This is a genomic window from Paenarthrobacter sp. TE4293, assembly GCF_050435325.1.
GTDB lineage: Bacteria > Actinomycetota > Actinomycetes > Actinomycetales > Micrococcaceae > Arthrobacter > Arthrobacter nitroguajacolicus_C.
Genome location: NZ_JBNJRY010000001.1, coordinates 433957 through 447856, shown reverse-complemented (window position 1 = coordinate 447856; position 13900 = coordinate 433957). Strand labels below are relative to the sequence as shown.

At 63.9% G+C, this 13900-nt stretch carries 15 protein-coding genes; 7 read left to right on the top strand and 8 right to left on the bottom strand.

Annotated features, from left to right (window positions below; genetic code table 11):
* Positions 1–13: 13 nt before the first annotated feature.
* From QF015_RS02100 to QF015_RS02090, 3 genes are all read left to right on the top strand, one after another.
* Positions 14–2152: an iron ABC transporter permease gene (locus QF015_RS02100; RefSeq protein WP_429386551.1), complete on the top strand. Its 2139-nt coding sequence runs from the start codon at positions 14–16 to the stop codon at positions 2150–2152.
* A gap of 54 nt (positions 2153–2206) precedes the next feature.
* Complete coding sequence (locus QF015_RS02095; protein ID WP_429386549.1) at positions 2207–2608, top strand: hypothetical protein; 402 nt, start codon at positions 2207–2209, stop codon at positions 2606–2608.
* A gap of 66 nt (positions 2609–2674) precedes the next feature.
* Positions 2675–3310 carry a dihydrofolate reductase family protein gene (locus QF015_RS02090; RefSeq protein WP_429386547.1) on the top strand — a complete coding sequence of 212 codons (636 nt, stop codon included), beginning with the start codon at positions 2675–2677 and terminating at the stop codon, positions 3308–3310.
* Positions 3311–3333: 23 nt separating this feature from the next.
* On the opposite strand, the gene QF015_RS02085 is transcribed toward QF015_RS02090, so the two are convergent.
* Positions 3334–3795, bottom strand: coding sequence for a hypothetical protein (locus tag QF015_RS02085; RefSeq protein WP_429386545.1), 462 nt, complete (start codon positions 3793–3795; stop codon positions 3334–3336).
* A gap of 232 nt (positions 3796–4027) precedes the next feature.
* Here QF015_RS02085 and QF015_RS02080 point away from each other — a divergent pair, with 232 nt between their 5' ends.
* Positions 4028–4510, top strand: a complete 483-nt coding sequence (locus tag QF015_RS02080) for a pyridoxamine 5'-phosphate oxidase family protein (protein WP_429386543.1) — start codon at positions 4028–4030, stop codon at positions 4508–4510.
* A 6-nt stretch (positions 4511–4516) separates the two neighbouring features.
* Entirely contained in the window at positions 4517–4882 is a 366-nt protein-coding gene (locus QF015_RS02075) for a TraR/DksA family transcriptional regulator (RefSeq protein WP_310205133.1), read from the top strand.
* Here QF015_RS02075 and QF015_RS02070 read toward each other — a convergent pair.
* The 7 genes from QF015_RS02070 to QF015_RS02040 all read right to left on the bottom strand — a co-directional run bounded on the left by QF015_RS02070 (position 4875) and on the right by QF015_RS02040 (position 11414).
* A complete protein-coding gene (locus tag QF015_RS02070; RefSeq protein WP_429386541.1) occupies positions 4875–5135 on the bottom strand; it encodes a hypothetical protein in 261 nt (86 codons plus the stop codon). The two genes, QF015_RS02075 and QF015_RS02070, sit on opposite strands and share 8 nt — an antisense overlap.
* A 74-nt stretch (positions 5136–5209) precedes the next feature.
* Positions 5210–6184, bottom strand: a complete 975-nt coding sequence (locus tag QF015_RS02065; protein ID WP_429386538.1) for a fumarylacetoacetate hydrolase family protein — start codon at positions 6182–6184, stop codon at positions 5210–5212.
* Positions 6185–6194: 10 nt separating this feature from the next.
* The gene (locus tag QF015_RS02060) at positions 6195–7268 is read right to left on the bottom strand and encodes an amidohydrolase family protein (protein WP_310205125.1); all 1074 of its coding nucleotides are present in this window, start codon (positions 7266–7268) and stop codon (positions 6195–6197) included.
* On the bottom strand, positions 7265–8389 hold the full coding sequence (locus tag QF015_RS02055) for an FAD-dependent monooxygenase (RefSeq protein WP_429386536.1): 1125 nt from the start codon (positions 8387–8389) through the stop codon (positions 7265–7267). Before QF015_RS02055 ends, QF015_RS02060 begins: the two co-directional genes overlap by 4 nt.
* Positions 8390–8449: 60 nt before the next feature.
* Positions 8450–9457 (bottom strand): cyclase family protein, encoded by a 1008-nt coding sequence (locus QF015_RS02050; RefSeq protein WP_310205119.1) that lies wholly within the window; start codon positions 9455–9457, stop codon positions 8450–8452.
* Positions 9454–10395, bottom strand: a complete 942-nt coding sequence (locus QF015_RS02045; RefSeq protein ID WP_310205116.1) for a fumarylacetoacetate hydrolase family protein — start codon at positions 10393–10395, stop codon at positions 9454–9456. Before QF015_RS02045 ends, QF015_RS02050 begins: the two co-directional genes overlap by 4 nt.
* Complete coding sequence (locus tag QF015_RS02040; RefSeq protein ID WP_429386534.1) at positions 10395–11414, bottom strand: VOC family protein; 1020 nt, start codon at positions 11412–11414, stop codon at positions 10395–10397. Before QF015_RS02040 ends, QF015_RS02045 begins: the two co-directional genes overlap by 1 nt.
* A 281-nt stretch (positions 11415–11695) precedes the next feature.
* Here QF015_RS02040 and QF015_RS02035 point away from each other — a divergent pair, with 281 nt between their 5' ends.
* On the top strand, positions 11696–12910 hold the full coding sequence (locus QF015_RS02035; protein ID WP_429386532.1) for an MFS transporter: 1215 nt from the start codon (positions 11696–11698) through the stop codon (positions 12908–12910).
* A gap of 29 nt (positions 12911–12939) precedes the next feature.
* Positions 12940–13896, top strand: coding sequence for a LysR family transcriptional regulator (locus QF015_RS02030; RefSeq protein WP_429386530.1), 957 nt, complete (start codon positions 12940–12942; stop codon positions 13894–13896).
* The last annotated feature ends 4 nt before the right edge of the window (positions 13897–13900 follow it).

The following is a 13900-nucleotide window of genomic DNA, read 5'->3' as shown; positions in this document are numbered from 1 at the left end:
CACGAGCCGTTCCATGACCGACACTGTAAAAAAGCCTGCCCTGACCGGTCCCACGGCCGTGGCGGGTGCTCCCGGACCTGTCGCGGCGATCGGACGAAGGCCCAAGCGCCGCTCCGGGACGGTTCTGGTGGCTGGTTCCGGGGCAGTCCTCCTGGCACTGTTTTCCTTGATCCACCTCACCCAGGGAACGGCCGACGTCGGCCCGCTCCAGTTGTTGGGGTTGCTCACCGGAAGCGGAACCGACCAGGAAACCGCAGTGTTGGTCGCCTCCCGCGGACCGCGGCTATTCGCCGGCCTGTTGGTCGGCGTGGCGTTGGGGGTGGCCGGTGCAGCCTTGCAGTCGGCCACCCGCAACGTCCTGGCTTCCCCGGACACCCTTGCAGTCAACGCAGGCGCCCATTTTGCCATCGTGGCGGTGGCGGCGTTCGGGGTAGCACTGCCGGCACTGCTGTCCGGCGGTATCGCCTTCATCGGTGGCTTGGCGGCCGCGATGCTGGTGCTCGCGTTGTCCGGCGGGGGAGCCAATGGCAATGGCGGCCCTATCCGGCTGGTCTTGGCCGGCTCGGCACTTGCCCTGGGCCTGCAGTCGGCTACCAGCGCATTGCTGTTGTTGTTCAGCCAGGAAACCACCGGTCTCTACGCTTGGGGCCAAGGCAGCCTTGCCCAGTCACGCACTGATGAATTGATCCAGTTCACACCCGTAATACTCCTGGCCGTCGCCGGGCTGTTTCTCCTTGCCCGCCGGATGGACCTCCTGGGATTGGGCGACGACACCTCCAGGCTGGCTGGCGCGGATCCGCGCGTGGCCCGGGTTGGCGCCGTCGTTCTTGCCGTTGTGCTGTCTGCAGCCGCAGTAACCATCGCCGGACCGATTGGTTTTGTGGGACTGTGCGCGCCCGCCATTGTCCGGCTCCTGGCCTCCCGCCTCCGTGGCCTGGGCAGGCACCGGGCGTTGCTGCCCATCTCCGGTTTGGCCGGTGCTGTGGTGGTCATCGGTGCCGATGTCCTGGTCCGGGGCATTTTCGGTGCCCAAGCGGGCGTTGAAATCCCCACCGGTGCAGTCACCACGGTTTTCGGCGCCGTCTTCCTGGTGGCGCTTGCCCTTCGAATGTCCGACGCCGGATTGAGCGTCGCCGGAGATGCCTTGGCGCGGCTGCGCTCACGGCGGTTCTTCCTGGCTGTCCTGGTCGGCCTGCTGGTCCTGCTGACCGGCCTCCTGGTAGCAGGGGCATTGCTGGGCGATGCCAAATTGCTGCTCGGTGACCTTCTCAATTGGCTGACGGGCAACGCGGGTAACCGTGTCAGCGCGGTACTGGGTACCCGTATGCCCCGGGTCCTGGCAGCGGTCCTTGCCGGGGCAGCCTTGGCACTCGCGGGCGCACTCATTCAGGCTGTCTCCCGGAACTCCCTTGCCGAGCCTGGGATTCTCGGCGTCTCCGGCGGTGGCGGGCTGGCGGCAATCATCGTCATTACCACCGTCCCTGCTGCCGGCTCATGGGTGGTTACCGGCTCTGCGCTGGGGGGAGCGGCGTTGTCGGCGTTGCTGGTCTTCGGCCTTGCGTTCCGTGGCGGACTCCAGCAGAACCGTTTGGTCCTGATAGGCATCGGCGTCTCCGCGGGATTGGCCGCGATGATCACCGTTCTCCTGGTGAGTACGGACCCGTTCAACCAAACGAAGGCTTTGACGTGGTTGTCCGGCTCTACCTATGGCCGCAATTTCGCTTCAGTCCTGCCGCCACTCCTTGCGCTCATGGTGTCATTGCCCGTCCTGGGGGGCATGCGGCGGGACCTGGACCTCATCGCCGTAGACGATGATTCGCCGCGGGTTCTGGGCATCGGCCTGTCCGGTTCCCGGTTGCTCCTGCTGTCGGTTGCCGTGCTTTTGACTGCAGGTGCTGTTTCATCAGTGGGTGTGATCGCGTTCGTGGGACTGGTGGCACCCCACGCGGCGCGCACACTGGTGGGGGCGCGCCATTCCCGGGTGCTTCCGGTGGCTGCCCTCATCGGGGCTTGCACGGTGGTATTCGCCGATGTCATCGGCCGTACGCTCATCGCTCCGGCGCAGATCCCCGCCGGCATCATGACGGCGCTTGTGGGTGCACCGTACTTCGTCTACTTGCTGTGGCGTTCACGGGTCGACCGGACTGTTTGAGCCCCGGCTCTACAATCCGCACCGCACTGGGTTCCAGCACATAGGATCGAGAGTATGGCCGGTACCGTGGACGTTCTTGGCCCCATCCTGGAAATGATGACGTGGGTGGGGTTTGTCCCCGGCGTGCCTCTCTTGATCAGTGCGTGGATCATCGCCAAGCGGTGCTGCGTGTGGGTGACAGCGGACGGTGAAAGGTTCGCGGCGGGCGGATTCATGGGACTCCATTGGGTTGACCACGCCGACGAGGAACACAAAGTCCTGCTGGATATCCCCGCCACGGAGGGCACCATTGAGCCCCGGGCGGTGGTGGTGCATTACGACGTCTGCCATCCCTCCCGCTGCTCGCTCAAACCACCGCACCACGACAACACAGTGTTGATCCTGGGCTGGATTCTCACCGGGCTGGGCATCGTCAGTACCGTGGGCGGCTTCGTTCTCTTGCTGTTCCCATCCTGAACCCCTTGAACGTCTCTTGGCCCCGGGGCTAGCATGTGCCGCACGGTACATACCAGGAGGGCAAGCATGAGTGAATCAACCGCGGGCGGATCTTCGGCAACCCTGATCGTGGACCTCATCATTTCCCTGGATGGCTACGCCTCCGCCGAGGGCTGGCCCGGCTGGTGGGGACTTGAAGGACCCGAGTATCTGGCATGGCTTGAGGAGGAGGGAAAGAAGGAGTACACCACTCTCATGGGCGCCAATACCTATCGGGTGATGTCCAGTATGTCGGAGCAGGCATCCGGGGAATCCCCGGAGTTCTCCGAAGAAGAAGGTGCCAGCTTGTCGGGGCTGGCGGCCATTCCCAAAGTCATCTTTTCCTCCACGCTCAAAGAGCCCTTGGCCTGGCCGAATTCGGAGCTGGTATCCGGCGATGCCATTGAAGCGGTGAGGGAAATGAAGCGCACGAGAACAGGTACCCTGAGCACTCTGGGCAGTCTCAGCCTGTGCCGGTCACTGCTGACGGCCGGGTTGGTGGACAGGTATCGGCTGGTGGTGTTCCCGGTGATCACCGGAAAGACCGGGCGGGAACGCATTTATGACGGCTACCCGGACGTCGCCCTGGAATTGGTGGACAGCCGGACGTTCGATAAGCGGTCCCAATTGCTGGAATACATCCCGAGGGTCATTGACGGTCCACCCGAACCCCGGCGGCCATGAGGCGTGGCCGGACCCTAACGAGCTCAGCTCAGCTCAGCTGCGGGCGCCCGGTGATCGACTGCCGGCTCATCAAAGAAGGGAGCCAGGCAGTCCGCATAGTGGTTCATTGCCTCGGCGAAGGTGAGTAGCCGGGTGTTTTCCAGGCCGGCAGTGTCAAAGGGGTTCCCGTGTACTTCCTCACCCACCTCATTAAGAAGGCACAACAGCGGTTCGACACTGATGCCGTTGGCGGTAAGGGTGGCGATACCCCAAGGATGACCGGGTTCCGTGACGGCAATCCCCGCTGCGTCAAAAGTGTCCCGCAGGACGTAGCCCGTAACGGTCCGCCATGACTGCAGGAACGGTGGCCTCAGTTGCTCAATAAGGTCTTCGTCCCCGGCCGTGTAGGCCGAACCGAGTGCCGCGGTGAGGCCGTCCCATTCCCCGGCGTCCCGAACCATGAGGTGCGCGGCCCGAAGGTGGGCAAGTGTTTCGTTCAACGTCATGGCAGTCCCCAAACTTCCCGTCGCTTTGCCTGCCCTCTCAGGCATGCCTGACCGCCGTCGGCTGTCATTACCCAAAAGAACGTTCAAGCCTGCAGCATGATTCCCGGACAGCCATCGCACTTCAGTCGAGTGATGTTGCGGCATCCCTGGACCTCCTAGTAAATCAGTAGTCTTACTATTAGGCTGGCGGCTTGGGGAAAGTCCCCGGCATACAGGGAAGTGAGGCGACGGCGTGACTGAAGAGCAGGGAATCAGCAAGGTCGTGGACATCATCAATGACTCCAGGATCGGCATGTTGACCACCATCAACGAAGAAGGCGCCCTGGTCAGCAGGCCGCTGGCGGTCCAGGATGTCAAGGACGACGGCGACTTGTGGTTCTTTACGGGTCTGGGCACGTCGCAGGTGGCACATGTGAGGCATGATCCCCGGGTCAACGTGTCGTTCGGAAAGAAGACGGAATGGGTCTCCGTAGCCGGAACTGCCGAGGTAGTCACCGATCGGCAGAAGATTCGCGACATGTGGAACCAGGTGGTGGAGGCTTGGTACCCGGATGGGCCGGAAACCCCTGACGTGTGCCTGCTCCGGGTCGACTCGGACTCGGCAGAGTACTGGAGCAGCCCTGGCGGCACCGCCGCCACGGTACTCCAGTGGGTCAAATCGAAGGTCACCCACTCACGCTTCAGCGTTGGCGAAAGTGGGACAGTGGACCTGTGACCCGTCGTGATTGACGTAGGGCGGTTTCGACTCCTCCTGGAACAAGAGCGGGACCGCAAACTCCAACTGTTGAAGGCGCTGCGAAGCGACATCACCTCGGTAAGCCATGCCCGACAGGATTCCAACGTGGATGACGAGCATGACCCAGAGGGCAGCACCATAGCGTTCGAGTTGTCCCAGGCGGCAGCCCTGCTCGACCAAAGCCAGGCTGGCTTGGAACAGGTCAGGGCTGCCCTTGAACGGATTGCCGATGGCAGTTACGGCAGGTGCCAGGTCTGCGGCACAGACATACCGGAGGCTCGGCTCGAGGCCCGGCCATGGACGCCGTTCTGTGTCGAACACGCCTCCGGCCGGAGAGGGACAGCTAGGTAGACATACCGGGCGCAACGGCAACGAAATCGATGCCCTGCTGGACCATCTTCCGGGGTCCACGGTTGAAGCCCTTGGCGTCCAGGTGGTTGCCGGCCCGGTACGCCGCCAAGGCTTGATCGTAGATTTCGTTAAGGCGTTGTCCGGTGAAAATTTCCTGGGTTCCATCGGTGAAGAGTATGGCTACCGACGCTCCAGCCGGGAAGTGGCGCTTCATTCGGACAAAGCCTTCGGGGTCCTGCTGCAGGGAGATCAAGGATGGGCCGCGCTTTCTTCAAGGGGTGGAGACAGTTTGCCGATCTCGTCGGCGTCATGTCGCATCCCCTAAAGCTACCGGGTTTCAAGCTTCCGGGGCCGGGCGCCCACACGGGTCTCCGCGTTACGGCGTTGGCCCACAGTGTTCTCGATCCAGCCGATGCCTTCCACGGTCATCCGCACGACATCGCCCGTCTGCAAGGGCGGGGGCGTCCTGGATCCATTTCGTCCCCAGAGTTCGGCAAGGCAGCCCCTGCCGCAGGTTCCTGATCCGAGGACGTCGCCAGGTCGCACCACGGAGTCCTGGGACGCGTAGGCGACGAGCTCTGCAAAGGGCCACCCCATGTTGGACAGAAGATCCCGGCCAATCGGTTCCCCGTTCACTTCCACTTCCATGGTGACGGGAAGGAAGCCTTCGTCGTCGTGGAGATGCCCGAACTCATCGGCGGTCACGATCCATGGACCGAGCGTGTTGGCGAAGTCCTTGCCCTTGCAGGGGCCGAGGCTGACTTTCATCTCGCGGCGCTGCAGGTCACGCGCTGACCAATCGTTGAGAATCGTGTAGCCGAAGATGTGCCGGTGGGCATCCGTTGATGACAGGTTCCTGCCGTCACTTCCCGGTACATGTCCGACGACGGCAGCAACTTCGGTCTCGAAGTCCAGCTCGTGGCAGCCCGCCGGAATACCGATCACCTCCCGCGTGCCCGTCACCGTGTGGGGGTTGGTGAAATAGAACGTGGGGGCTTCGTACCATTCGGGCACGACGCCGGCCACTCCATCGATACTCTTGCGCACACCCTCGACGTGTTCCTCAAAGGCAACGAAATCCCGGATGGTGGCAGGAGTCAGCGGTGCCAGCAGTTCTACGTCCCGGAAGGCGACCGGGCGTTGGCTGCGAAGAGTTTCCGCGGCGATGGCCAGGGTCTCTTCCAGTCCGGCGGCCAAGAGGGTGTTGACTGTACGTCCCCCGGACAGAGCGAAGCAGGTGCCGTCGTCGACGAAGCCTTCCTGGATTCCGCCGTCGTAATTCCAGCGGGCAATCTTTACCATGTCTGCTTCCTTAGGCGGTGGGGCGGGCGGTGAGCGCCGCCGCGGCGGAGATACCGAGTCCGGCGGCATTGCCGGCGAGAATCCTGGCCGCGGCGGCGTCGGGCAGCCCTGCTGCACGGACTTCCTCGACAGGCCGGTCCGAGCCCATGTCGAAGGGGTAGTCCGAGCCGACCAGGACCTGCCCGGCACCCGCCGCGTCCACGAGTGAACGCAATTCACGCGGGTTATGGACCAGGGAGTCGAAGTAGATCCGCTGGAGATAGGACGACGGCGGTTCGGCGCACCGGCGTGCTTCGGGGCGCACTTTCCAGGCGTGGTCCGATCGGCCGATGGTAGTGGGAAGGTAACCCCCGCCGTGGGCGGCGAGCACTTTGAGGTCAGGATGCCGGTCCAATACGCCGCTGAAAATAAGGTGGGACAACGCCACGGCATTTTCGGCGGGCTGGGAGACGGTGTTGGCCAGATAGAAACGGTCAAGGCGCTCATCCAGGGAGCAGCCGAATGGGTGCAGGAAAATGATGGCGCCCAGTTCCTCCGCCCGGCTCCAGAAGGCTTCCAGCCGGGGGTCGGAGAGTTCCACGGTACTGCGTTCCGGGTCTCCTGGAGTGGCCGCGAACGAGCCGACCTCCACGCCGAGGAGGGCACATTCAAGTACCGCGTGCTCCAGTGCTTCCACCATGAGGTGCGGATGCTGCAAGGGTGCCAGGCCTAGTCCGTTCAGGCGGTCAGGAGCCCTGCCCACGTAGCCACGGACGGCCTCGTTGGCCTGGGTGGCAAGCGTCAGCGACAGCGATTCGCCGGCAAAGTAGTAGAAGTGCGACGGTGACGGGGAGACCAGTTGAACGTCCACGCCCTGGGCATCCATGTCTGCCAGGCGCCGCTCGAGGTCGGTCAGCTGCGGCCATCGCTCTTTGATCATCAGTCCGGAGTTGGCCATGGACTCGGGCCCGTTTCGCCGGGCTTCCAGTGCCTGGAGAGCTGCAAAACCATTCGGGTCGCCCTCCGCTGCAAGCTGTTGAAGGGCCGGAAGCAGGACATGGGCGTGTACATCGACGGTGGGCAGGCCTGTGGCAGGGGGGTTCACGCGGGTTCCTTCAGCATGGTGGAGAGGGAATTCATCAGTCCGGGCACGTTGGCGTCCCGGACGCCGTCCAGCAGCCACTGGCCCAACTGGACGGAGGCCTGAACCACCGCTGTCGCCCTGTCCAAACGACGGTCCGCGAACTCTTTCCACAACGTTTCGGTGAGATGGTCGGCTGAAAGGAGGAGTTCAGCGAGCACGGCGGCGTCTTCCAAAGCCATCGCGGCACCCTGGGCCACCGTCGGCGGGCAGCTATGGGCGGCGTCGCCGATGATGACGGCGCGGCCGCGGTTCCAGGGACCTTCCACCACATGGGAGGTGAACCAGGTGTAGTTGATGTGCGCACCGTGGTCCAGGGTGGCGCGGATCTGATTCCATGGGCCGCCGTAGGCCGCGGCCAGCTCGGCCATCACGCGGGGACCGTCTACAGGCCTGCGTTCCTGCGCCTTCTCCACGAGGTAGGCGTAAATGGTGTCCGGTCCCGTGGGGCAGTAGCCCGCGATGAAGCAGGGGCCGCCGTACGTCAGGTCCGTCCGGACTACATCTTCGGGACGTTCCACGAACGCCCGCCAGATGCCCATGCCCGTGGGCTTCGGCTCCACGTCGATGCCGATGGCCCTTCGGACGGCCGAATGGAGTCCGTCCGCGCCTATCAGGAGATCGAAGCCCGAGCTGCCGCCGTCGGCCGTGCGGACGGTGACGCTGCCGCCGTCGTCGTCTATACCGGTGACCGTTTGGCCGTACCTGATCCTGGCCCCCGCCTTTTCTGCCCGCTCCCGCAGGATGGCGGTCAGGTCCGGACGGTACATGCCGAGCGTGGCGGGAAGATCGTCGCCGCCGGTGCGGATGTCCTCCAGGACCGCGATCACAGTACCGGCGGGGTCGGGGGCGCGCAGGCCAAGGGTGCTGAACGCGTACCCTTTCGCCTGCACCTGATCCCAGACATCCAGGTCCCGGAGGATGCGCAGGGCGTTGCCTTGGAGGGTGATGCCGGAACCCAGGGTTTGCGGTTCAGAGGCCTTCTCCAGGATTTCCACCTCGACGCCGGCGTCGGCCAAGAGAATGCCGCCAGTGAGCCCCGCGGCTCCGGCTCCGACGATTCCGACCTTCTGTACTGCTGCCATCTTAAGACTCCTTTGTGGTGACGGCTTTACTGCCTATGGTGTTGCGTGGGGGGGCCGGTGTCAGCGGACCGCGATGGGGTTGACCGGTGATCCCACAGCCCCGGTGATCGGAAGGGGTGCAGCGGTCAGCATGAAGTCATACTTGCCGTCGGCGGCACACGCTTCGGCAAGACCATCCGGATCCCACATTTCCCCCAAAAACAAGCCCAGGTTGGGGATGGCGATCTGGTGCAGGGGTTGGAAAGCGCCCTCAAACTCGTTCGGCCGCACCTCGAAACCCCACGTGTCGGTAGCGATTCCAGCGATTTCCGAGGCGTGCAGCCACGCAGCGGTGCTGAAGGACAACCCTGGTGCGGAGCCACCGGCGTAATCTCCCCATCCGTCGCGACGGACCCGGGTGTACTGGCCCGTGCGGATCACCACGATGTCTCCCCGGCGAACTGTCGAGCTGGGCCCCTGGCGTTCAATGGTCCGCTGCAGGTGTTCCGGAGTGATCGCGAAGCCGTCCGGCAGTTCGCCATCGGCACGTCCCAGGTCCTGGCCCAGTGCCCGTCCGACGTCCAGGAGCACGCCGCGGGTGACGATCTTGGCCGCGGCCGTTTCGATCCCGGTCACGAGGTCGCCCTCGGACGTCACCACGTCCCCGGCTGCGCGGCCGTTCCATGCCTTGCCGCGGTCGAAGATGTGACCCAGTCCGTCCCATTGCGTGGAACACTGCAAAGGCATGGCTATGACGTCGTCGGCGCCGCCGAAACCGTGCGGGAACCCTTGGTTGCCCCGCTCCGCATCCACCCCGGTGTCGGTCATGGTGTGGACCGGGTTGGTGCGGCGACGCCACCCCTTCTGCGGCCCATTGGTGTCGAAGGGCTGGGACAAGGAGAAGGCCTCTCCGGTGGTGACCAGCGCTGCAGCCTCCACCCGCTTGCCGGCATCAATGAAGTTCAACGTTCCGAGCACATCGCCCTCGCCCCAGCGGCCCCAGTTGTTGAATCTTTCTGCGGCGGCAGCGATGGTGGCCAACGGATCAGTACGCTGGATCAGGTGTGCCTCCACGGCGTCGGTGGTCACTGTTCGTCCTTGCAGTGGATGAGTTGGGTGCCCAGTCCGGTGATGGTGCCTTCCATGACGTCGCCGTCCTGCAGGAGCCTTCCCCAGTGCTGGCCATTCCCGGCCGGGCTGCCGGTCAGGACCAGGTCGCCCGCACGGAGCGGCATGATCTGCGAGGCTTCGCTGACAAGTTTGGCAACCCCGAAGATCATGTCCTGCGTGGACTCGTCCTGCATGGCCTTGCCATTGAGCTTCAGCGTGACCTGGACATCCTGCGGGTCGCCGAAGAACTTGGCGGGGACCAGCAGGGGACCGGTGGGGAGGAAGCCGGGAGCGTTCTTTGCACGGTACCAGTCCGAGCCGATGGCAGGCATGTCCTTGCGGAAGACGTACTCCCGCGTGGTGATGTCGTTAACCATGGTGTACCCGAAGACGTACTCAAGAGCTTCTTCCGGGCTGACACGGAACGCTTCTTTCCCGATGACCGCAGCCAGCTCCAACTCCCAGTCGTGGGACTTGCTGTAGGAGGGCAAGGTGAGGTCTTCGGTTGCCGAAGCAATGGCCGTCGGGAGGCCGATGAAGAAGTAGGGCGTGCCCTGACCGGCCCGCTGGTCCATCATCGCGGCGGTCTTGGCCCGCACTTCCTCGGCGTCCTCGCCGGTGTCGCGGTGTGCGACGGCCAGGTCAATGACGTGCTTGCGGTAGTTGGCGCCGGTCTGCAGGACCTGGGCGGGTTCCACCGGGGCAAGGACCTCGACGCCGGACAGCGCCAGCCCGGTTTCCCCGCCAACGGAGGCGGCAAGGGAATCCAGCTCGGCCTCCGTGGTGTCCCAGTGCTGGATCAGCGAGTTGATGTCGCTGTCCAGTGCAAGGACCCGTTCGCCGACCACGAGGCCTGCTTTTGTCTTGGTGTCGCCGGGCTCCTGGAAGCGGACCAGTGCATAGTGTGGTTGCGTCATTAGCCGCGGCCCTGCTTTGCATAGGGGTTCAGGAGGGCTTCCTTCATTTCGGCGGAGGCGCCTTCTTCAGTGGCGGTGAATCCTTCGGCGGGCGGAAAGGATTCGGTCATGGAGTGCGGCATGGCGCCGTTCTTGTAGAAGTTGTTGGAGCCTTCGGAGGGCTTCCAGGTATTGGCGTCCCAGTCAGGGACGTAGTTGCGGTAGCCGCCGGAGTTCAGTTCCACGCGCAGGCCGGACGGCTCCCGGAAGTACAGGAAGTTCTGCTCGCCTACGCCATGGATGGACGGGCCGTATTCCATGGGGGTGCCGTTTTCCATCATGACATCGGCAGTGCGGAGCAGGTCCTCAGTGGCGTCCACCCAGAAGGCGATGTGGTTGACGCGGCCAGCACGCGCGGAGGTGTCCAGGACGACGCCCAGGTCATGGGACTTCTCGTTGGTGGTCAGTACTGAGAACACCGTGATGGGTGCTTCGTCCAGGTCCACGAAGGCCATGACGCGGAAACCCAATGCCTCGTTGTACCACTTGGCAAAGCCGCGGACGTCGGAGGAAGCGACCGTGACGTGGTCCAGGAAGCGGGGAGCGGCTGCATGGCTGCTGCGGCGCTCGGGACGGTCGGGGTAGGTGGATTCAAAGCCGGGTTCGGCCACGAACTTCTCTACGTCATGGAACAGGCGCATGTGGTGTCCGTAAGGGCCGGTGAATTCGTAAGCCTTGCCGAAACCATGGCCGCCGGCGGTCCACGTGCCCTGCACGCCGGTTGCTTCGACGCGGGCTGCTGCGGCTTCCAGGGCGTCCTGGGAGTTGGTCCGCCACGCCATCCGGCCCAGCGACGCTTCCTCGCCTTGGGTGACCACCAGGCTGTAGCGGTAGTAGTCGCCCCAGCAGCGCAGGTACACGTTGCCCTCCACGCGGTCGATGATGCGCATGCCGAACTTGTCCTCGTAGAACCGCGCCGAGGCTTCGACGTCCGGCGTGGTGATCTCGAGGTGGGCAAGATGGGAGAGGGGAGTTTCCACGATGAATTCCTTCCAGGTGCTGATGGCCCGGACAGTTCTGTGCAGGTCCTGCAACCACCATGAGACACATCACGTATTTGGAGAAGGGCAAATATCTGATAGCAAGTATCCGCCGCGCGAATACCCCGGTTATCGGGTGCCGCCCCGCCATCAACGGGACAAATACCAGCTATACCGAAAGAGGTATTCTCCGCCTGCGGGTGCCCTTGTCACAGTGAGTGCAGTCCCTCCCGGCTCTTTGCCACTGTCCGGGGACAACTTCAAAGGCGAAGGAACACCCAATGAGCACCATGGATCCAACTGCGATCGAGACCCATCCGCCAGCGTCCGGGCGAACGGCCGGAAAGACCCAGGCGGTACTTCTGGTGGCCGGCAGCTGCATGCCCGTACTCGGCGCAGTCCTGCTGGCACCTGTCCTCCCCACGTTGAACCAGGTGTTCGCCGACACCGCCGGCGTCGCCATTCTGGTTCCGCTGGTCCTCACCCTCCCTGCCCTTTTCGTGGCATTGTTCTCCCCGTTGGCCGGCTACGTCGCTGATCGTGTGGGGCGCAAGCAGCTTCTGGTCTTTGCGATGTTCGCTTACGCACTCTTCGGTACGGCTCCCTTGTGGCTGGACTCCTTGGGCGCCATTGCTGTGTCAAGAGCCGGCGTTGGCATCGCGGAGGCGGCCATCATGACCTGCTGCACCACGTTGATCACCGATTACTACGACGGACCGCAGCGGAACAAGTACCTCGGGCTGCAGACCATGGTCAGCGCTCTGGCAGCCACCGCGTTCTTCGCACTTGGAGGCGCCCTGGGGAGTATCAGCTGGCGGACGCCGTTCTGGCTCTACGCGGTCAGCGCCGTCCTGGTGGTGCCGATGATCGTGAAGCTCCGGGAACCTGCAAAGACCCAGGGACAGCCTGCGACGGCGGCCAAACAGCCGGTGCCTTGGCGTCGGATTGGCGCACCAGCGGCAGTGACATTGTTCGGCGGGATCGTGTTTTACGCCCTGATTGTTCACTTGCCGTATGTCATGACCGGCTTGGGCGTGACCGATACCGGCCTCATCGGCGGTGCCGCTGCGATAGCCTCCCTGGCCACCGCAGCAGGCGCCATTTCGTTCCGGTTTCTCGCCCGGTTGGGTACCCGGAAGCTGTTGGTGGGCGCCTTCGGACTTGCTGCAGTCGGGCTTTGCCTGGTCTCCGTGGCCACCAACGTGCCTCTGGCAATCCTGGGTGCCGTTGTTGCCAGCGCCGGCACCGGCGTCCTGTTGCCAACGCTTTTGACGTGGGCGGTCAACGGCTTGGAGTTCTCCCAGCGCGGCCGTGGTACTGGCATCTGGACAGGAAGCTTGTTCATTGGACAGTTCCTAACGCCAATAGTCCTCGGTGCAGCCGCTGCCGGGTTGGGCAACCTCAGTCTTGCACTCGGTGCGTTGGGCCTCGCTTGTGCGGTTGCGCTGCTGGCCGTTGTGGTCCGTGGGCCGCGGCTGGTGCCGGTCGGCAACTAATGTTCCTGGTGGCTGGATAACCTAGGGGGATGAAGAACCTGGACCTGAACCTGTTGCCCCAACTGCAGGTTCTGTTGGAGCTGCGGAATGTTTCCCGGGCGGCAGAAAGGCTCCGGCTCAGCCAGCCTGCCACCAGCGCGGCGATGGCCAGGTTGAGGAGGCATTTCGATGACGAACTGCTGGTCCGCAATGGCCGCACCTATGATCTCACTCCCTTCGCGCAGTCGTTGGTCCCGCTGGTCGATGAAGCGATGCTCCACGTTCAGAGGGCCACCCGCGTTCGGTCAGGCTTTGATGCCGCGACGAGCGGGCGGGAGTTCGTCATTGCCGCTTCCGACTATGCTGCGGCGCTCATCGTGGGTCCTCTGCGGGGCATCCTGCAGCAGGAAGCGCCGGGCGTCGTGGTGGATTTCGTTCCCACGTCCGGACTGCAGGGCACCATGGCTGAGTACTCCCGGATGGACCTTTTGGTGGGGCCCACTGGCTACAAAATGCAGGGTGAGACGAAGCAGCTTTTCCGGGACAGTTTCGTGGCGGTGGCCGACGCCGGGAATCCACTTCTTCAGCTGCCCAGCTTGTCAGTGGCAGATCTTGTGGAGGTGCCGCATGCTGTCGGCTACTTCGGCGAGGGCATCAGCACCCCGGCTGACAAGCTGTTTGAGTCTCGCGGTGTCCGCCGTCGGGTGGCGGCCGTAGTGGCGGGCTTCCTGTCACTCCCGTTGCTGGTTGAAGGCACGGATCTGATAGCGCTGGTTCCGCGGATGCTGGCGTCGAGGGCCCAGCGCGGAGCCAACATCCAAGTGCTGGAGTTTGATGGGGAGCTGGAAGCTGCCTTGGTGGAAGCGATGTACTGGCACCCTTCCCAGACGGAGGACCCGGCCAACGTGTGGCTCCGCTCTGTGGTGCAGCGCGCCTGCTCACAGTTGCATGAGATTTTTCCGGTGACAGCGCATCCCGTCACTGTTTCGGCAGTTCCTGCCAGGTAGCCTC

What these genes read in the sequence shown, in the direction of transcription:
- QF015_RS02090 (WP_429386547.1), top strand. Translation starts at nt 2,675, where the DNA reads ATGAGTGAATCAACCGCGGGCGGATCTTCGGCAACCCTGATCGTGGAC.
- QF015_RS02055 (WP_429386536.1), bottom strand. Translation starts at nt 8,389, where the DNA reads ATGGCAGCAGTACAGAAGGTCGGAATCGTCGGAGCCGGAGCCGCGGGG.
- QF015_RS02030 (WP_429386530.1), top strand. Translation starts at nt 12,940, where the DNA reads ATGAAGAACCTGGACCTGAACCTGTTGCCCCAACTGCAGGTTCTGTTG.
- QF015_RS02085 (WP_429386545.1), bottom strand. Translation starts at nt 3,795, where the DNA reads ATGACGTTGAACGAAACACTTGCCCACCTTCGGGCCGCGCACCTCATG.
- QF015_RS02065 (WP_429386538.1), bottom strand. Translation starts at nt 6,184, where the DNA reads ATGGTAAAGATTGCCCGCTGGAATTACGACGGCGGAATCCAGGAAGGC.
- QF015_RS02095 (WP_429386549.1), top strand. Translation starts at nt 2,207, where the DNA reads ATGGCCGGTACCGTGGACGTTCTTGGCCCCATCCTGGAAATGATGACG.
- QF015_RS02100 (WP_429386551.1), top strand. Translation starts at nt 14, where the DNA reads ATGACCGACACTGTAAAAAAGCCTGCCCTGACCGGTCCCACGGCCGTG.
- QF015_RS02035 (WP_429386532.1), top strand. Translation starts at nt 11,696, where the DNA reads ATGAGCACCATGGATCCAACTGCGATCGAGACCCATCCGCCAGCGTCC.
- QF015_RS02045 (WP_310205116.1), bottom strand. Translation starts at nt 10,395, where the DNA reads ATGACGCAACCACACTATGCACTGGTCCGCTTCCAGGAGCCCGGCGAC.